The 18637-nt window shown below is 65.6% G+C and carries 17 protein-coding genes; 14 read left to right on the plus strand and 3 right to left on the minus strand.

Annotated features, from left to right (window positions below; translation table 11 throughout):
* Positions 1-96: 96 nt before the first annotated feature.
* Complete coding sequence (locus ACCQ01_RS07045) at positions 97-2169, minus strand: 3-hydroxyacyl-CoA dehydrogenase NAD-binding domain-containing protein (protein ID WP_228432644.1); 2073 nt, start codon at positions 2167-2169, stop codon at positions 97-99.
* A 236-nt stretch (positions 2170-2405) separates the two neighbouring features.
* Here ACCQ01_RS07045 and rpoE point away from each other — a divergent pair, with 236 nt between their 5' ends.
* From rpoE to recO, 9 genes are all read left to right on the plus strand, one after another.
* Positions 2406-3026, plus strand: a complete 621-nt coding sequence (gene rpoE / locus ACCQ01_RS07050; protein ID WP_011036461.1) for an RNA polymerase sigma factor RpoE — start codon at positions 2406-2408, stop codon at positions 3024-3026.
* Complete coding sequence (locus ACCQ01_RS07055; protein ID WP_228432642.1) at positions 3023-3883, plus strand: sigma-E factor negative regulatory protein; 861 nt, start codon at positions 3023-3025, stop codon at positions 3881-3883. The genes rpoE and ACCQ01_RS07055 overlap by 4 nt, the downstream gene beginning before the upstream one ends.
* Positions 3884-3992: 109 nt before the next feature.
* Positions 3993-5570 carry a DegQ family serine endoprotease gene (locus ACCQ01_RS07060; protein ID WP_228432641.1) on the plus strand — a complete coding sequence of 526 codons (1578 nt, stop codon included), beginning with the start codon at positions 3993-3995 and terminating at the stop codon, positions 5568-5570.
* Positions 5571-5761: 191 nt separating this feature from the next.
* A complete protein-coding gene (lepA, locus tag ACCQ01_RS07065; RefSeq protein WP_014507149.1) occupies positions 5762-7552 on the plus strand; it encodes a translation elongation factor 4 in 1791 nt (596 codons plus the stop codon).
* 104 nt (positions 7553-7656) lie between these two features.
* On the plus strand, positions 7657-8457 hold the full coding sequence (gene lepB / locus ACCQ01_RS07070) for a signal peptidase I (protein WP_011036465.1): 801 nt from the start codon (positions 7657-7659) through the stop codon (positions 8455-8457).
* Positions 8458-8865, plus strand: a complete 408-nt coding sequence (locus tag ACCQ01_RS07075; protein WP_116903517.1) for a DUF4845 domain-containing protein — start codon at positions 8458-8460, stop codon at positions 8863-8865.
* Positions 8855-9535 carry a ribonuclease III gene (gene rnc / locus ACCQ01_RS07080; protein WP_011036467.1) on the plus strand — a complete coding sequence of 227 codons (681 nt, stop codon included), beginning with the start codon at positions 8855-8857 and terminating at the stop codon, positions 9533-9535. The genes ACCQ01_RS07075 and rnc overlap by 11 nt, the downstream gene beginning before the upstream one ends.
* Positions 9532-10428: a GTPase Era gene (era, locus tag ACCQ01_RS07085; RefSeq protein ID WP_011036468.1), complete on the plus strand. Its 897-nt coding sequence runs from the start codon at positions 9532-9534 to the stop codon at positions 10426-10428. Before rnc ends, era begins: the two co-directional genes overlap by 4 nt.
* Positions 10429-10667: 239 nt before the next feature.
* The gene (recO, locus tag ACCQ01_RS07090; protein ID WP_057672959.1) at positions 10668-11393 is read left to right on the plus strand and encodes a DNA repair protein RecO; all 726 of its coding nucleotides are present in this window, start codon (positions 10668-10670) and stop codon (positions 11391-11393) included.
* A gap of 53 nt (positions 11394-11446) precedes the next feature.
* On the opposite strand, the gene ACCQ01_RS07095 is transcribed toward recO, so the two are convergent.
* A complete protein-coding gene (locus ACCQ01_RS07095; protein WP_011036470.1) occupies positions 11447-12169 on the minus strand; it encodes a response regulator in 723 nt (240 codons plus the stop codon).
* Positions 12170-12326: 157 nt separating this feature from the next.
* Between ACCQ01_RS07095 and rlmD the strand changes: the two genes are divergently transcribed.
* Positions 12327-13661 carry a 23S rRNA (uracil(1939)-C(5))-methyltransferase RlmD gene (gene rlmD, locus ACCQ01_RS07100; RefSeq protein ID WP_228432639.1) on the plus strand — a complete coding sequence of 445 codons (1335 nt, stop codon included), beginning with the start codon at positions 12327-12329 and terminating at the stop codon, positions 13659-13661.
* 170 nt (positions 13662-13831) lie between these two features.
* Here rlmD and ACCQ01_RS07105 read toward each other — a convergent pair whose 3' ends face one another.
* Complete coding sequence (locus ACCQ01_RS07105; RefSeq protein WP_228432637.1) at positions 13832-14476, minus strand: hypothetical protein; 645 nt, start codon at positions 14474-14476, stop codon at positions 13832-13834.
* A 93-nt stretch (positions 14477-14569) separates the two neighbouring features.
* Between ACCQ01_RS07105 and ACCQ01_RS07110 the strand changes: the two genes are divergently transcribed.
* From ACCQ01_RS07110 to ACCQ01_RS07125, 4 genes are all read left to right on the plus strand, one after another.
* The gene (locus ACCQ01_RS07110; RefSeq protein WP_040941594.1) at positions 14570-15064 is read left to right on the plus strand and encodes a CYTH domain-containing protein; all 495 of its coding nucleotides are present in this window, start codon (positions 14570-14572) and stop codon (positions 15062-15064) included.
* A 91-nt stretch (positions 15065-15155) separates the two neighbouring features.
* Complete coding sequence (locus ACCQ01_RS07115) at positions 15156-15842, plus strand: DsbA family oxidoreductase (protein WP_228432635.1); 687 nt, start codon at positions 15156-15158, stop codon at positions 15840-15842.
* A gap of 28 nt (positions 15843-15870) precedes the next feature.
* Positions 15871-16869 (plus strand): NAD(P)/FAD-dependent oxidoreductase, encoded by a 999-nt coding sequence (locus ACCQ01_RS07120; RefSeq protein ID WP_228432634.1) that lies wholly within the window; start codon positions 15871-15873, stop codon positions 16867-16869.
* A gap of 170 nt (positions 16870-17039) precedes the next feature.
* Positions 17040-18629, plus strand: a complete 1590-nt coding sequence (locus ACCQ01_RS07125) for a cryptochrome/photolyase family protein (protein WP_228432633.1) — start codon at positions 17040-17042, stop codon at positions 18627-18629.
* Positions 18630-18637 lie beyond the last annotated feature (8 nt).

Below are 18637 nucleotides of genomic sequence, written 5' to 3' on the forward strand. Positions count from 1 at the left end.
CCCGTTCGATCGTTGTACCGCCGCGGCTTGACTCGACATCGGCCGATCATCAATCAGCTCGCGTGCGTTCGCAGGCAGAATCCCGACGCTGCAGGCTCACGCCACCGGCTCCCGCAACACCGGCGAGTCCCAGCCCGGCCGCGGCGCAAACCGCTCGCCATACCGCGCCTGCAAGGCGTGCAGGCGGGCCAGCAGCGCGTCTGCACCGACGCTGCGGATGTGCTGGATCGGGCCGCCGCGGAAAGGCGCAAAGCCAGTGCCGAAGATCACGCCGGCATCGAGCAGGTCGGCATCGGCCACCACGCCTTCATGCAGGCAGGCCACCGCTTCGTTGAGCAATGGCAGGACCAGGCGGTCTTCCAGGTCCGCCGGCACCTCGTAGCCGCTGGCAACTTCGGGTTTGACCGCGCGGCCGTTCTCCCACTTGTACAAGCCCTGGCCGTCCTTCTTGCCGCGCTTGCCGGCCTCCACCGTGGCCAGTGCTACCGGGATCGGCAGGCCCAGGAACGGGGCGAGCTCCGCACCGACGCCGGCGGCCACGTCCAGGCCCACGGTGTCGATCAATTCGATCGGCCCCATCGGCATGCCGAACTTCACCGCGGTCTTATCCAGCACCGGCCCGGGAATGCCCTCGGCGTAGGCGGTGGCCGCTTCCAGCAAGTACGGGAACAGCACGCGGTTGACCAGGAATCCCGGCGTGCCGGCGACCGGTACCGGGAATTTGTCCAGCGCCTTGCAGAACGCGGCCAGCCGCGCCACGTTGGCCGGATCCAGCCCGTCGTGCTGCACGATTTCCACCAGCGGCATCATCGCCACCGGGTTGAAATAGTGCAGGCCGGCAAACTGCGCCGGGCGCTGGATGTGCCCACGCAACTCGGTCAACGGAATCGAGGAGGTGTTGGTGGTGAGTAGCGCATCCGGCTTGAGGTGCGGCTCGATGCTCTGGTAGAGATCGCGCTTGGCTTGCGGGTTTTCGATGATCGCCTCGATCACCAGATCCGCCTGCGCCACGCCCGCGCCGGCCAGATCGCCGCGCAGACGTGCGGCCACGGCGGGGCGCTTGGTCTCGTCCTTCACGCGCTTGCCAAACAGTTCGCCGCCGCGCGCCAATGCGGTATCGATGAAGCGCTGTTCGCGGTCCTGCAGCGTGACCTCGAAGCCCTTGTAGGCGGCCCACGCCGCGATGTCACCGCCCATCACGCCGGCACCGACGACATGCACGTGGCGGATGGCCGGCAAGCCGGTGTCCTTGCCGCCAAGGGCCTTGAGCCGCTCGGTCAGGAAGAAGATGCGGATCAGATTGCGCGCTGCCGGCGTGCTGGCAAGCTTCACCACTGCCTTGCGTTCGGCCGCCAGGCGGGCCTGGATCCCACCGCCACCGGCGCGCTCCCACGTGGTGATCAACGCATACGGCGCGGGGTAGTGTTCCTTGCGTGCCTTGCGTGCGACCTGCTTGCGCATCTGCGGTGCCAGCAGCTTGCGTGCGAGCAGGGTGTTGGTCGCCCAGGCGGTGGCGCGTTGCTTGAACGGGCGCGTGGTGCCGGCCAATGCCAGTGCCGCGGCCACATCCACCAGCACCGCCGGTGCCGCAACCTTGTCGACCAGGCCCATCGCACGCGCAGCCTTGGCCGACACCGTGCGCCCGGTGAGCATCAAGTCCATTGCCGCCGGTGCCCCGATGAGGCGCGGCAAGCGGGCGCTGCCGCCCCAGCCGGGAAAGATGCCGAGCTTGGTTTCCGGCAGCCCGATGCGCGTGCTGCCATCGTCCGAGGCCACCCGGTAGCGGCAGGCCAGTGCAATCTCGGTGCCGCCGCCCATGCAGAAGCCGTGGATGGCGGCCACCGTGGGGCAGGGCAGTTCGGCCAGTTTCTGGAACACTTGCTGGCCGCGGCGAATTGCGTCGTTGACGGTGCCGCGGCGGTCGAACTCCTGGAATTCCTTCAGGTCGGCGCCGGCGATGAAACCATTGGCCTTGGCCGAGCGCAGCACCACGCCCTTGGGCGGATCCAGTGCCAGGCGTTCGATGACATCGCCCAGTTCGAGCAGCACGTCCTGCGAGAAGGCATTGACCGCCGTGCCCTGGCGGTCGAGGCTGAGCACGAGCACGCCGTCCTCGCGCAGGTCTGCCTGCCAATGGCTGAATCGGAGCCCGTCGAAACCTGGAAGCATGCGGTTGGCCATCCGGCGATATAAGGAAAGGCCGTTATCATCCAGAGGTTGTTTCCTTCACGTCAAATACCCATACCTGTCGCAGGACGGTGCCGGCCCAGTGCAAGGCGTCGCCAGCGACACGTCGGCGCCGCTGTTTGCGGCAGCGCTGCGATCGTTTGGATCGGTAGGAACTTTTCTTTTCAATGGCGGTCTCATTGCCCGACTTCGGTGGGCAGACAGGAGTGCGGCCCGACATGGCCGAAGTCGATACACCTCAGGAGCTGGATCTGGAACTGGTCCGGCGTGTGCAGCGCGGCGAAAGTGCGGCGTTCGATGTGTTGGTGCGCAAGTACCAGCACCGGATCGTCGCCCTGATCGGGCGCTACATCGCCGACTGGAGCGAATGCCAGGACGTGGCCCAGGATACGTTTGTGCGCGCTTACCGCGCGATCAACAGTTTTCGTGGCGACGCCCAGTTCTATACGTGGCTGCACCGCATTGCCGTGAACACTGCCAAGAACCACCTGGTTGCGCACAATCGCCGCCCGCCCACCGATGACATCGACGTCAGCGACGCCGAACAATTCGATGGTGCGACCCGCTTGCGCGACACCGACACCCCGGAGCGCGAATTGATGCGACAGGAGCTGGAACAAACGGTGATGCGTGCGGTCCAAGCCTTGCCGGAAGAACTCCGGTCGGCCATCACCCTGCGCGAGGTGGAAGGGCTGAGTTACGAGGAGATCGCGCGAAAGATGGATTGCCCGATCGGAACGGTGCGCTCGCGCATCTTCCGGGCGCGCGAGGCCATCGACATCGAGCTACGGCCTCTGCTGGAGACCGAAAGCGCTACCCGTGAGCGACACCGTGTATGACCAATAACCCTGACATGTCCATCACCGACAAGTTCGAACGTCATTATCGCCAGCAGCTGTCCGCGCTGGTGGATGGCGAGCTGAGTGCCGAGGAGTCGCGCTTTTTGCTGCGGCGCCTAGCCCATGACGAAGAGTTGGCCGGCTGCCAGGAACGCTGGCAGCTCTGCGGCGATGTGCTGCGCGGCGCGGCAAGTGCCCCGGCGCCGCTGGATTTCGCCGCCAAGGTGCGCGCTGCCGTGGCCGAAGAACCGGCACCTGCCGCGGCGCCGGCGGCTCGCCCTGCTGCGCGCTGGCGTTGGGGTGGCGGTGCCGCGCTGGCGGCATCGGTCGCCGCAATCGCCTTGTTCGTGTCCCGCGAACGGCTGCCTGAGGTGGCCGCGCCCGCGCCCGCCGAGCAGGTGTTCGCCACCACCGCACAGCTGCCCGCATCCACTCCCGCCCCACAGGCGCCGAAGGCCCCGGATGCGCCGGACGACGTGGTTGCCCTGGCGGCGGCCGTGCCCGCGGCGGCGCTGGCCTCGGCCCGGCGTGGCGCGGCGACCCGCAATCAGCAGGTCGCTCGCAGCGTGGCGGCGCGCAACCAGCAGGCACCGGCCCGGATGGTGGCCTCCGCTGCGGCCCCGGCTGCAACGCCAGCAGTCGCCTCGCCGGCGGCGGCAAACCCGTTCACACATCCTGAAACCACGCTGCAGGCCCGCCCGTGGCCGCGCGCCGCACTGTCGGGGTCGGGCGAAAGCCCGCTCAACGCCAGCTTCAGTCAAAGCCGGCAGGCGCCAGCGTTCTATCCGTTCGAGCCCGCCCCGCAGGCGGCCGCTGCGGCAGGCCGAGCACAGCCGGCCCCGCCACCGCAGGACTGATGTTCTCGCCGTTCCTCACCCGTTCGGCATCCATGCTCCCGTTACCGTGTCCGGCCCGTGCAATCGTTCGGGTCTGGACCCTTGTCGCCCTGCCATCGGAGGCAACCTGATGAATCACCGCATCCGCACCCAGATGTTCGGCCTGTTGGCCATGACCCTGCCGTTGGCTGCCTGCGCGCAGCAACCCGAAGCGCCAGCCAAGACCAGCGCGCCGATCGCGGCCAACCGCAGCACCACGCCGGCGCCGCAGCTGGTGGCGGGCTTGCCGGATTTCACCAATCTGGTCGAGCAGGTCGGCCCGGGCGTGGTCAATATCGAAACCACGATCACCCGCAAGGACGCCATGGCGCGCTCGCAGCGCGGCGGTCCGGGCGGGCGTGGCGGCGGCGCGATGCCCGACGACGAGCAGATGCCGGAGTTTTTCAAGCGCTTCTTCGGCCCGGATTTCCAGATGCCGGGTGGCCCGCGTCAAGGGCCGGGGCAGGGCGATGACGATGGCGGCATCGCCGGCAAGTCGATGGGGTCGGGCTTCATCATTTCCGCCGACGGCTATGTGCTGACCAATCATCACGTGGTGGATGGCGCCAGCGAGGTGACCGTCAAACTCACCGACCGTCGCGAGTTCAAGGCCAAGGTGGTCGGCAGCGACGAGCAGTTCGACGTCGCCCTGCTCAAGATCGAGGCCAAGGGCCTGCCGACCGTGCGCATCGGCGATTCCAACACGCTCAAGCCGGGCCAGTGGGTGGTGGCGATTGGCTCGCCGTTCGGGCTGGATCATTCGGTCACCGCCGGCATCGTCAGCGCCACCGGTCGCAGCAATCCATACGCCGACCAGCGCTACGTGCCGTTCATCCAGACCGACGTGGCGATCAACCAGGGCAACTCCGGTGGCCCGCTGCTCAATACGCGAGGTGAGGTGGTCGGCATCAATTCGCAGATCTTCTCCGCCTCGGGCGGCTACATGGGGATTAGCTTTGCGATCCCGATCGACCTGGCTTTCAGTGCGGCCGAGCAGATCAAGGCCAGCGGGCATGTCAGCCGCGGCATGCTGGGCGTGGCCGTCGGTCCGATCGATACGCTGAAGGCGCAAGGCCTGGGCCTGCCGGATACGCGCGGCGCGCTGGTCAACGACATCCCCGCCGGCAGCCCGGCTGGCAAGGCCGGCATCGAGGTGGGCGATGTGATCCGCTCGGTCAACGGCAAGGAAATCGCGGTGGCCAGCGATCTGCCGCCAATGATCGGGCTGATGCCGCCGGGCTCCAAGGTCAGCTTGAACGTGCTGCGCGACGGCAAGCCGCGCCAGGTCACCGTCACCTTGGGCACGCTGGAAAACGAGTCTGGCAGCAGCGCCCCGCGCACTGCGGCCGACGATAGCAAGCCGTCCGCGCCCGCCAGCGTGGAGCTGCTGGGCCTGCAGGTTGCGGACCTGACCGCCGCCGAGCGCAGCCGCATGGGTCTGGAAGCGGGTGAGGGTGTGCGCATTGCCTCGGTCACCGGCTCGGCTGCACGCAGCACTCAGCCGCCATTGGCTCCGGGCCTGGTGATCGCCCGGGTCGGCCGCACCAAGGTCGGCAGCGTTGCCGAGCTGAACCGTGCGCTGGCCAGCTACAAGAAGGGCGACGTGGTGATGCTGCTGGTCACCGATGGCAAGGCCACCAGCTATGTGGCGTTGAAGGCGGGCGGCTGACAGGCGCCGGGATTCGGGATTGGTAATTCGGGATTGGCAAGGGCGGCGCGTCGTGCGCGGTGCGCTGCCCTTGCCTGGCCAATCCCCAATCCCGATTTTCTAATCCCGGCCTGGCGGGCCAAGCCGTGCGATAATGTGGCGTTACCCTGACGACGGCACCGCCGGCGCCCACCTCAATGTCCTCTGATTCAATGCGGAACATCCGCAACTTCTCCATCATTGCCCACGTCGACCACGGGAAATCCACCCTGGCCGACCGGATCATCCAGCTGTGCGGCGGTTTGCAGGCGCGCGAGATGGAAGCCCAGGTGCTCGACTCCAACCCGATTGAGCGCGAACGTGGCATCACGATCAAGGCGCAGTCGGTGTCCTTGCCGTACACGGCAAAGGACGGGCAGACCTATTTCCTGAACTTCATCGACACCCCCGGGCACGTGGACTTCTCCTATGAAGTCAGCCGCTCGCTGGCGGCCTGCGAAGGTGCGTTGCTGGTGGTGGATGCGGCGCAAGGCGTGGAAGCGCAGTCGGTCGCCAACTGCTACACCGCCGTGGAGCAGGGCCTGGAAGTGGTGCCGGTGCTCAACAAGATCGACCTGCCCACCGCCGATATCGAACGTGCCAAGGCCGAAATCGAAGCGGTGATCGGCATCGACGCCGAGGACGCGGTGGCGGTGAGCGCCAAGACCGGCCTCAATATCGATCTGGTGCTCGAAGCGATCGTGCACCGGATTCCGCCGCCCAAGCCGCGCGATACCGACAAGCTGCAGGCGTTGATCATCGACTCGTGGTTCGACAACTACTTAGGTGTGGTGTCGCTGGTGCGCGTGATGCAGGGCGAGATCAAGCCGGGCAGCAAGATCCAGGTGATGTCCACCGGCCGTACGCATCTGGTCGACAAGGTCGGCGTTTTCACCCCCAAGCGCAAGGAGCTGGCGTCACTGGGCGCCGGCGAAGTGGGCTGGATCAATGCCTCGATCAAGGACGTGCACGGCGCGCCGGTCGGCGACACCCTCACCCTGGCGGCCGACCCGGCGCCGCACGCATTGCCCGGTTTCCAGGAAATGCAGCCGCGCGTGTTCGCCGGCCTGTTTCCGGTCGATGCCGAGGACTACCCGGATCTGCGCGAAGCGCTGGACAAGCTGCGTCTGAACGATGCCGCGTTGCGCTTCGAGCCGGAAAGCTCCGAGGCGATGGGCTTCGGCTTCCGCTGCGGCTTCCTGGGCATGCTGCACATGGAAATCGTGCAGGAACGGCTGGAGCGCGAGTACAACCTCAATCTGATTTCGACCGCGCCGACGGTGGTCTATGAGGTGCTCAAGACCGACGGCACCATCATCCCGATGGATAACCCGTCCAAGCTGCCGCCGCTCAACCACGTGGAAGAGATCCGCGAGCCGATCATCCGCGCCAACATCCTCACGCCGCCCGATTACGTCGGCAACATCATCACTCTGTGCGAAGAAAAGCGCGGCAGCCAGATCGGCATCAACTACCTGGGCAGCCAGGTGCAGATCAGCTACGAGCTGCCGATGGCCGAAGTGGTGCTGGACTTCTTCGACAAGCTCAAGTCGGTCAGCCGCGGCTATGCCTCGCTGGACTATCACTTCCTGCGCTTCCAGGTTGGCCCGTTCGTGCGCGTGGACACGCTGATCAACGGCGACAAGGTCGATGCGCTGAGCATCATCGTGCACCGCAGCTACGCCGACCGGCGCGGCCGCGAGCTGTGCGAAAAGATGAAAGAGCTGATCCCGCGGCAGATGTTCGACGTGGCAATTCAAGCCGCCGTCGGCTCGCAGATCATCTCGCGTTCTACGGTCAAGGCGATGCGCAAGAACGTGTTGGCCAAGTGCTATGGTGGCGACGTTTCGCGCAAGAAAAAGCTGCTGGAAAAGCAGAAAGAAGGCAAGAAGCGCATGAAGCAGGTCGGCCGCGTGGAGATTCCGCAGGAGGCCTTCCTGGCGGTCTTGCAGATGGATAAGTAGCAGGGATTTGGGATGCGTGATTCGGGATTGGCAACGACGCGCCAGCCCTGAGCTTTTGCGAATCCCCAATCTCCAATCCCGAATCCTGTTCCGAAGGAACCCGAATGAAATGGTTTGAAATCGCCCTGGTTGTGTTGACGCTGGGCACCGGCTTCATCTGGCTGCTGGACAAGCTGTTCCTGGCCAAGCGCCGCGCGGCGCGCGCCGGTCTGCTGGACAGCGAGCCGGCGATCATCGACTACTCGCGTGCGTTCTTTCCGGTGCTGGCGGTGGTGCTGATCCTGCGCAGCTTCGTGGCCGAGCCGTACAAGATTCCGTCCAGCTCGATGATGCCCAATCTGCTCATCGGCGATTTCATCCTGGTCAACAAGTTCGCTTACGGCTTCCGTTTGCCGATCACCAACACCAAGTTCATCCCGACCGGTGAACCCAAGCGCGGCGACGTGGTGGTGTTCAAGCCGCCGCATGCGCCGGACCAGAACTGGATCAAGCGCGTGGTCGGCCTGCCGGGCGACAAGATCGGCTTCCACGGCGACACGCTGTACATCAACGACAAGCCGATGCGCTACACCGTCAAGGGCGAGTACATCGGCAAGGGCAAGGGCGCCGAGATGACCGGTACCACGCTGCTGGTGGAAGACCTGCCCGGGCGGACCCACACCGTGCTGGAGTGGGTAGACCGCAACATGCCGGCTGGCCAGGGCGACTGGACGGTGCCGGCAGACAGCTATTTCGTGATGGGGGACAATCGCGACAATAGCGAGGACAGCCGATTCTGGACGCAGACGCACTTCCTGCCGGAGGCCAATCTCCGCGGCAAGGCGTTCCTGATCTGGCTCAATTGTGAAGGGTGGTTCTGCAAGGGGAGTTTCGATCCATCGCGGATCGGGACTGGAATCCAGTAAATGCACGCGGTGCGTGCCGGGGGACACACAATGAAGCGCAAGCAAAGCGGTATGACGTTGACGTCGTTCGTGGTGGTGCTGGCGGTGGTGGGGTTTGCGTTGTATCTGGGGATGAAGTTGTTCCCGATGTATCAGGAATATTATTCCGTGCGGACGGCCATGAAGGGCCTGGCAAACGAGCCAGGCAGTGCAAACATGGATCCGTCCAAGTTGCAGGATTTGTTCTTCCGTCGTCTCTATATCAACTACTCGGAAAACGTCAAAAAAGAAGACGTCAAGTTCGAGCGCGTTGATGGTGGTTGGCGGATGAAGGTCAACTATGAAGTGCGTCGCGAGTTGATCGGTAATCTGGATATCGTGGGTAAGTTCGATACATCGCAAGACATGACGGCGCGTGGTGTCGAATAGAACTTTCCAGCGCGGTGATCCGATCGGGCATGCGTTTGCCGATCCGGGTCTGCTCGCCCAGGCGCTGCGTCATCGCAGCGCCGGGACGCCGCATAACGAGCGTCTGGAATTCCTAGGCGATGGCATCGTCAATCTGCTGATCGCCGAGGCGTTGTATCAGCGCTGGCCCAAGGCCGATGAAGGCGCCTTGACCCGCGCGCGCGCCGAGCTGGTGCGCGAAGGCGCGTTGGCCGTCATTGGCCGCACCCTCAACCTGGGCGAGCGCTTGACGCTGGGCCCGGGCGAATTGAAATCCGGCGGGCATCGCCGCGATTCGATCCTGGCCGACGCAGTCGAAGCGATCGTTGCGGCGATCTATCTCGACTGCGGGTTCGAGCGTTGCCGCGCGGTGGTGCTGCCCTGGTTCGAGCCGTCGCTGGCCGCGCTGCCGGTCGGCAAGGCCGAGAAAGATCCCAAGACCCGGCTGCAGGAATGGCTGCAGGCGCGGCAATTGCCATTGCCGCAGTACGCCCTGATCAGCGAAAGCGGCGACGAACACGCCAAGCAGTTCCATGTGGCCTGCATCCTTGAGCAGCCAGCTGCCCGCGCCGAGGGGCAGGGCACGTCTCGTCGGCTCGCCGAGCAACAGGCCGCAGCCACCGTCATCGCACAACTGGATTCGAACACGTGAGCGAAACCTCTCCCCACCGCAGCGGCAGCGTTGCCGTGATTGGCCGTCCCAATGTCGGCAAGTCCACCCTGACCAATGCGCTGGTTGGCGCCAAGGTCAGCATCGTCTCCAATCGTCCGCAGACCACGCGCCACCGTCTGTTGGGCATTGCCACCTTCCCGGAAGGCCAGCTGATGCTGGTCGATACACCCGGGCTGCACCGCGAGCAGAAGCGCGCGATGAACCGGGTGATGAACCGCGCCGCGCGCGGTTCGCTGGAAGGCGTGGATGCCGCGGTGCTGGTGATCGAGGCAGGCCGCTGGGACGAAGAAGACACCCTGGCATTCCGCGTGCTCAGCGACGCTGACGTGCCGGTAGTGCTGGTGGTCAATAAAGTGGACCGGCTCAAGGACAAGACCGCGCTGTTCCCGTTCCTGGCGCAGGTCAGCGAAGGGCGCACGTTTGCCGCCGTGCATCCGGTCTCTGCGCTCAAGCGCAAGGGCCTAGAGGCGTTGGTGAGCGACCTGCTCAAGCTGGTGCCCGAAGCCGAGGCGATGTACGGCGAAGACGAAATCACCGATCGCAGCCAGCGTTTTCTGGCCGGCGAACTGGTGCGCGAGCAGCTGATGCGCCAACTGGGCGAAGAACTGCCGTATGCCACCACCGTGGAGATCGAACGCTTTGCCGAGGATGGTGCGTTGCTGCGCATCGGCGCGGTGATCTGGGTCGAGCGCGAGGGCCAGAAGGCCATCGTGATCGGCAAGGGCGGCACTCGCCTGAAAGACATCGGCGGCAAGGCGCGCCTGCAGATGGAGCGCTTGTTCGGTGCAAAAGTGTTCCTGGAAACCTGGGTGCGCGTGCGCGAGGGCTGGTCGGATGACGAGGCTGCGCTGAAGGCCTTCGGTTACGACTGAGCAGAGGCAGGGTAGTCGAGCGCGCAAGCGCCAGGCGCGCGTGTGCATGGGGCTGATTCTGTTTGAGGCCGATGCTTCCAGTGTCCAGGGTTAACAGGTGCGTGCCCATGCCGGTGCTTGTGTGAGAGGTTCCGACCTGTGCTGATGTGCCAGTTCATGCGCCAGGCATCTGCAATTTCGCTGTCCCGGCGTGCGGCGGTTAACTGCTGCCAAGCCAGCACCTGGCCGAACACACTCTCATGCTGATCGAACACGAGCGCGGCTTTGTCCTGCACGTACGCGCCTGGCGCGAGACCAGCTTGCTGGTGGAAGTGCTGACCGAGCAGCACGGGCGCGTGGGATTGCTGGCGCGGGGCGTGCACGGGCCACGCAAGCAGGCCTTGCGCGCTGCGCTGCAGCCGCTGCAATTGATCCAGTTCACCGCGGTGCAGCGTGGCGAGTTGGCGCAGCTGCGCCAGGCCGAGGCCATCGATACCGCGCCGCGGTTGCTTGGCGAAGCGATGCTGGCGGGTTTTTATATCAGCGAACTGTTGCTGCGGCTTGCACCGCGCCATGCGCCGGTGCCGGAGCTGTTCGACTGCTATGCGCAGGCGCGTGCGCACCTGGCCTCTGGTGCCGCGCTGGCGTGGGGGTTGCGGCAGTTCGAGCGCGACGTGCTCGACGGGCTGGGGTTCGGCTTCGATCTGCAACACGATAGTGACGGCCAGCCGATCGATCCGGCCGCCCGTTACCGGCTCGATCCGCAGGACGGCGCGCGGCGGGTGTTGAGCGAGCGGCTGGCGCAGGATCGCCGCGAGACCGTGACTGGTGCGGCGTTGCTGGCGCTAGGCGAGGACCGGGTACCGGCCACCGAGGACATGCCGGGGCTGCGCCGCAGCATGCGCGGAGTCTTGCTGCACCACCTGAGCGGGCGCGGACTCAAGTCATGGGAGATGCTGGAAGAATTGGCGCGACGCGGCGCGTAGACGGCATTGCACCCGGTCGATGCCGGGGCGCTCCGGAGATGCCGGCCAGCGGGTCAGTGCAGCAGCGCGGCTACTGCGGCATGGAACTGGTTCTGTGCAATCCGCGACTGCGGATCGCCACGCAGCAACCGCACTGCGCCAGCAAGCCGGGCGGCACCGACAAACCCGCAGCTGGCCTGTAGCCGGTGCAAGTGATTGCGCAGCGCCAGCTCGTCGCTGACCAGCAGCGCCGAATCCACGGCGTCGCGGGTGCCAGGCAGCTCTGCCAGGAACAATTCGCGCAAGGCATTGAGGTGGTGCTGCTGGCCGTTGAGCGCACTCAGTGCGGCGGCCTCGTCCCAGTCGCTGGCGGCGATATCCACCACGCCCACCGGGGCCACGCTGTAGCGCCCACGTGCCAGGCCACGGCGTACCGCCTGCAGCAGCCGTTCGGAGGTCAGCGGCTTGACCAGCATTTCCAGAAAGCCGTCTGATTGCAGGCCGCGTTGCATGGCCGCGTTGCCGTCAGCGGTATGCGCCAGGGCGGGGACATCCGGGTGCAGCAGGCGCAGGGCGCGCAATAGGTCGCTGCCAGTGCCGTCTGGGAGGTTGACATCGATCAGCCACAGGTCATGGCGGCGCGCGCGTGCACGGTCCAGTGCCGAAGACAAGGAGTCGGCCCAGTCGACCTGGGCGGGCAGGCTTTCGAGCACGGCCTGCAGAAAGCCACGGCTGATCGGGTCGTCCTCGACCAACAGAACGCGCGGCTGGGGTTCCTGACGTGTTGCCATGTTCATGCTGCCTCCTTGTCAGCGTGCCGCGTACTGCGTGTAGCGCGAGCTCCCGAAGTGTGCCCTGGTTTGCGGGGCGCGACAATTGCTCGCACCCGTATGGCGACCGGCGGCAATCGCATCTGCGACAATACGCACCCTTTTTGCCCGCAGCTTTCGCCACGTGGCCAGATCCAGAAACCGTTTCGACCGCACCCCGTTCCAGACCGCGATCACCGACCTGAGCCATGACGGCCGCGGTGTGGCGCGCCGCGATGGCGAGGGCGGCAAGGTCACCTTCATCAGTGGCGCGCTGCCGGGTGAGGTCGTGACCGCCGAGCCCACCGCACGCAGCCGCCATTTCGATGAGGCCAAGACGGTGGAAGTGCTGCAGGCATCGCCGCAGCGGGTGGCGCCGCGCTGCCCGCACTTTGGTGTGTGCGCCGGCTGCGTGCTGCAGCATCTGGAAGAGTCGCAGCAGATCGTGGCCAAGCAGCGCGTGCTGATGGACAACCTGGAGCGCATCGGCCACGTCACGCCGCAAACGGTGCTGCCGGCGCTGGTGGGCGATACCTGGGGCTATCGCCGCAAGGGCCGCTTTTCGGTGCGCCGGGTCGAGAAGAAGGACAAGACCCTGGTCGGCTTCCGCGAACTGGACCCGCGCTTCGTGGCCGACCTGTCGGTCTGCTACACGGTGATTCCGCAGATTGGCGAGAAGATTCCGCAGCTGGCGGCGCTGGTCGAAGGCATGGACGGCAAGCGCGACATTCCGCAGATTGAATTCATCGCCGGCGACGATGCCGTGGCGCTGACCATCCGCCATCTGCAGCCGCTCAGCGCACGTGACGAGCAGGCCTTGGTGGAGTTCGCCCAGGCGCACGATTTTGCGATCTTCCTGCAGCCTGGCGGCGTGGACAGCGTGCATCCGTTGTGGCCGCAAGAGGTGCCCTTGTCCTTCCGATTGCCGCAGTGGGATGTGGAGCTGGCGTTTCGTCCGTTGGACTTCATCCAGGTCAATGCCTCGCTCAATCAGAAGATGATTGCCCACGCCTTGGAATTGCTCGATGCCAAGCCCGATGACCGGGTGTTGGACCTGTTCTGTGGTCTGGGCAATTTCACCCTGCCGCTGGCGCGTACCGTGCGCGAAGTCGTCGGTGTGGAGGGTGACGCCGGTTTGGTGGCGCGCGCACGCGAGAACGCACAGCGTAACGGGCTGGACAATGCGCAGTTCTACGCAGCGGACCTCACACAAGATCAGCGGCAGACTGCGTGGATGCGCCAGGGCTTCGACAAGCTGTTGCTCGATCCACCGCGCTCCGGCGCCATCGACGTGTTGCAGCAGCTGCCGCTGAAGCAGTTCAAGCGCATCGTCTATGTGAGCTGCCACCCAGGGTCACTGGCACGCGATGCGGGCTACCTGGTGAACGAGCAGGGCTTCAGCCTGCTCAGTGCTGGTGCAATGGACATGTTCCCGCACACCGCCCATGTGGAAAGCATCGCGGTGTTTGAGAAGCGCTAGCGCGAGGCTTGCGCGTTGGCATCACGCGTCACGGTGCTGATCCGAGGCGTACCTGCAATGGCAGCTGATGCAGCACACATCCCGGTCGGGGATGTGTGTGGGCCATTCCACGCACGCACCCAGTGGCGGTGAGCGCGTCGGAACTACTGCAGCGAGGCGCGTACGCCGCGTCAGTCAGTGTGCGGGGTAGCGTTCTGCCACTGCCCATCGACCAGGGCGAACTGCATCTGCAATTCGCCGCGCTCGTTGGCAGCAATGGCCTGGACAGTGCAGGCAACCACCGGTGCGTGCTCGGAGACGGCGCAGCGCTCCACCGCAAGGACCTGCGCCGTGCTGACCGCCTGTTCGAGACTCTTGCGCACAGCTGCATTGCGTTCGGTCACCAGCTTCTTGGAAAAATCTTCACGTAGCAGCACCTGCACGCGCGCGTTGTCGGGCACCGGTGCGGCGACTTCCATCTCGGTGTCACTGTGCTGCAACTGCCAGCCGTTGGCGGTTGGCAGGAATCGCAGTGCCATGTGCTTTTCGCTGGGCCCGGCCTGTCCGGTGACGAGGCAGTCGACTGCGCCTGGGGGCGTCTGCTCCGCGGGTGGCAGGCAGCCAACTAGAGCCGTCAAACGTGGGCGAAACAGCTCACCCATCAGGTCGTCGCCCTGGTCGGGGTTGCCTGCCGCGTCCTTCTGCATCGCTGTGTCCAGCGCGGCTTGGGCCTGTGCGAGCGAGGGCGCTGCGGCCGCGGCGCTGGCACCGCCGGCGGCGAGCAGCAGTGCGGTGGCAAGCACGATCTGCGGTGTGTAACGGCGACGGCCTGTCATGGCGTGCATCCTTTCAGTGGGGGCGCGGAGTGTAGGTGGGTGGCTCCCACAATAGCCAGGCATTTTTCCGCGCGGCCGGCCATACTTGCCTTCATGGGTATCGAAATCGAACGCAAATTTCTGGTGACCGGCGACGGCTGGCGTACCGCCACGCATGCGGTCATCCCGATGGCGCAGGGCTATATCAACGATCAGGCGTCGCTGCGCAGTGGTGCGCAAAATGCCTCGGTGCGTGTGCGCATCCAGGGCGATGCGGCATTCCTCAACCTCAAGTCGCGCGAGCTCGGGCATACCCGTCAGGAGTTCGAATATCCGATTCCGCTCGACGATGCGCGCGCGTTGCTCGCGTTGTGTGTGGGTGGGCTGATCGACAAGCGCCGGCATCTGGTTGAGTACGCCGGGCATGTGTGGGAAGTGGACGAATTCCTGGGTGACAACGCCGGGCTGGTGGTGGCGGAGGTCGAGCTGGAGCACGCCGACGAAGCGCTGCAATTGCCAGACTGGATCGGCGCGGAAGTCACCGACGATGCGCGCTACTACAACCTGGCGTTGGCATCGCAGCCATTTTCGCAGTGGTCGGTACGCTGAGTTCCACCGGCCGCAAGGCGCGGGGGATCTGTTCGCGCGGCGCAGCGTCTATGCTGCAACCCAACTCAACCATGCGATACACACACCCGTCATGAGAATCGATATCTGGTCCGATGTGGTGTGCCCGTGGTGCTGGATCGGCAAACGCCGCTTCGAGCAGGCCGTGGCCACGCTTGGTGAGCGCTTGCCGGCGCTGGAAATCCACTACCACGCCTTCCAGCTGGATCCAGACAGTGGCCTGCAGCCGGTGCCCTTGCGCGAGGCCTTGCTGCCGAAGTTCGGCAGCGCCGAACGTACCGAACAATTGCTGGCGCAGACCCAGCAAACCGCGCGCGCCGAAGGCCTGCCGTTTGATTTTTCGCGTGGGCAGGTACAGGTCACCACCTTGCCCGCGCACCGGCTGATCTGGTTGGCGGCGCGCGAGGGTGATGTCGAGCCGGTGATCGAAGCGCTGTTCCATGCGCACTTTGCCGAAGGCAGGAATCTTGCGGCGGCCGACACCCTGATCGCTGCCGGTGCGGCTGGCGGGTTGGCGCCCGCACGCGTGCAGGCGCTGCTGGCGTCCGACGAGGGCAGTGCGCAGGTCCAGGCGCAGCTGCAGCAGGCCGCGCAGATCGGTATCCGCGCGGTGCCCAGTTTTGTCATCGATGGGCGCAGCCTGCTCCAGGGTGCGCAACCGGCCGATGTCATGGCACAGGCGTTGCTGCAATTGGCCGCCGAATCCGCGTCGGCCGCCGCAACCGGCGATGCCTGCGGCCCGGACGGTTGCGCGATCTGATGCGCGCGGCCGCGGTCGCCACAGCCTGATGCGCGGGCCGCGCACGGTGGCGGTGATCGGCGCCGGGCTGGCCGGCCTGCGCTGCGCCAGCGTGCTGCAGGCGGCCGGCTACGCCGTCACGATCTTCGAGCAGGCACCGGCGCCAGGTGGACGCATGCGCGCACTTGCAGCCCAGCAGTGGCACTGCGATCACGGCGCGCAGTACTTCACTGCGCGTGATCCGGACTTCATGGCGGCGGTAAGGGCGTGGATAGCAAATGACTGTGCTGCGCCATGGCCTGCGCGTCTGGCCAGTTGGGATGGCTCCACCCTGCAGCCCTCACTTGGCACGCTGCGACGCTTTGTCGGAGTGCCGGATATGGCGGCACCAGCGCGTGCGCTGGCGGTTGGGTTGGACCTGCGTACCGAAACGCGCATCGATGCGCTGCAACGCACCGAACACGGCTGGGCACTGAGAGGTGCTGGTCTGCCAGAAGCCGTGCATACCGAACTGCTGGTGCTGGCACTGCCCGCGCCGCAGGCCGCTGCGTTGCTGGAGACGGCTGCGAGCGATCTGGCGGGCATTGCTGCCCGCGTCCGCATGCAACCGGCCTGGGCCGTGGTGGCATGTTTTACAGCGCCGGTGGAGGCGGGTTACGACGGGTTGTTCGTCAATGCCGGCCCACTGCGCTGGATCGCCCGCAACTCCAGCAAGCCCGGCCGCGTCGGTGCGGAGACCTGGCTGCTGCACGCCACCGCGGCGTGGAGTCACGCCCATCGGGATGCCACGCCAGCAGAGGTGATCGACCAGCTGCTGCCGGAATTACCGGCGCTCGGCTTACCCGCGCCGCTGGCATGTGAGGCCTTCTTCTGGGAAGCGGCCAGTACCGAATCCCCGGCCGTGGCCGATGCGTGCGTGTGGGATGCAGCATCGGCGGCAGGGCTGTGCGGCGATTGGTTGGCAGGCGGCAAGGTCGAGGGCGCCTGGTGTAGCGGAACCGCGCTGGCGCAACGCATCTGCGCGTATGACGCAGGCGGTCGCGACTGAATCCATCGGCTGCCAGTGCGCGTATTGCAGGGAAGAGGTTTAGGAGCACAGCCGCATGGCGGATCAGGTTGAGCGGGCATATCGCGATGACGGAATGCGAAGCCGCACGCATTGCGTGATGGAGCAAGCAGCATGCACATCCCGCATCGGAAACGAGTCGCGTGCCGCCGATGCGTGAACACGATGCAGGCGGTGCAGACACGGGCGCCGAACTGCAGCGCTGGGTGCCGGCGCATACGCTGCGCCTGGTGCTGGGCGACCAGCTCAATCCGCTGCACAGCTGGTTCGAGACGCCCAACGCCAGTGTGGTCTACGTGCTGATGGAGGTGCGTGCGGAAACCGACTACGTGTTGCATCACGCGCAAAAAATCCTGGCGATTTTCGCGGCAATGCGCGCCTTCGCCGCGCGCTTGCGGCAGGCCGGGCACCGCGTGCGTTACGTCAGCATCGACACGCCCAGCAATCGGCAGTCGATCACCGCCAATCTGGAAGCGTTGATGGTGCACTACCGCGCCAAGTGGCTGGAATACCAGGCGCCGGACGAGTGGCGCCTGGATGAACTGCTGGAGCAGTGGTGCGCAGCCCAGCCGTTTGCCAGCCGCATGGTGGGCAGCGAACATTTCCTGACCGAGCGCGAGGACGTGGCCGGGTGCTTCGATGCGCGTGCAGCCTGGCGCATGGAAGTGTTCTATCGCCACATGCGGCGACGGCATCGCATCCTGCTGGACCACGGGGGCGCCCCGGAAGGCGGGCGTTGGAACTTCGACCATGACAATCGCGCGCCGTGGCCGGGCGACCCGCCGGCACCGGCGGATTGGCGCATGACCCACGACCATGCTGCACTCTGGCAGACCATCGAAGCAGCCGGCGTACGCAGTTTTGGCGCACCGCAGGCCGATGCCTTGCCCTGGCCGCTGCACCGCGACGAAGCGCTGCAGCAACTGGACGACTTCATCACGCACGCGCTGCCGCACTTCGGCCGCTACGAAGATGCGATGAGCACGCGCAGCCCGCGGTTGTTTCATTCGCTGCTGTCGTTCGCACTGAACGTCAAGATGCTGCACCCGGCCGAAGTGATTGCACGTGCCGAGGCAGCGTGGCGCGACGGGCATGCGCCGCTGGCGTCGGTGGAAGGCTTCATCCGCCAGATCCTGGGTTGGCGCGAATATGTGCGCGGTGTGTACTGGTCGCAGATGCCCGGTTACGCGCAATCCAATCAGCTAGGCCAGCACGCGCCGCTGCCGCACTGGTTCTGGGATGGGCAGATCGGCATGCGTTGCCTGGCCGATGCGATCGGCAATTCGTTGAACAAGGCGCATGCGCACCACATCCAGCGGCTGATGGTAATCGGCAACTTTGCATTGTTGGCGGGGCTGGATCCACAGGCCTTGCATCGCTGGTATCTGGGCGTCTACATCGATGCGTTCGAGTGGGTGGAGTTGCCCAATACGGTTGGCATGAGTCAGTTCGCCGACGGCGGCTTTCTCGGCAGCAAGCCCTATATCAGCGGCGCGGCGTATATCGATCGCATGAGCGACTACTGCACTGGCTGCGCCTATCAGCGCAGGCAGCGGGTGGGCCCGCGCGCATGCCCGTACAACGCGCTGTACTGGGATTTTCTGGCCCGCCAGCGCGCGCTGTTGGGAAGCAACGAGCGGCTGGCGTTGCCGTACCGGCAACTGGACGACATGGCGCCGGAGGCGCTGGCGCAGTTGCAGGCGCAGGCGGAGCATTGGCGCTCGCATTTGGAGGTGCTGTAGGCGCCTGG

Origin of the sequence: Xanthomonas sp. NCPPB 4037 (assembly GCF_041475695.2) — a bacterium.
GTDB classification, from domain to species: domain Bacteria; phylum Pseudomonadota; class Gammaproteobacteria; order Xanthomonadales; family Xanthomonadaceae; genus Xanthomonas; species Xanthomonas campestris.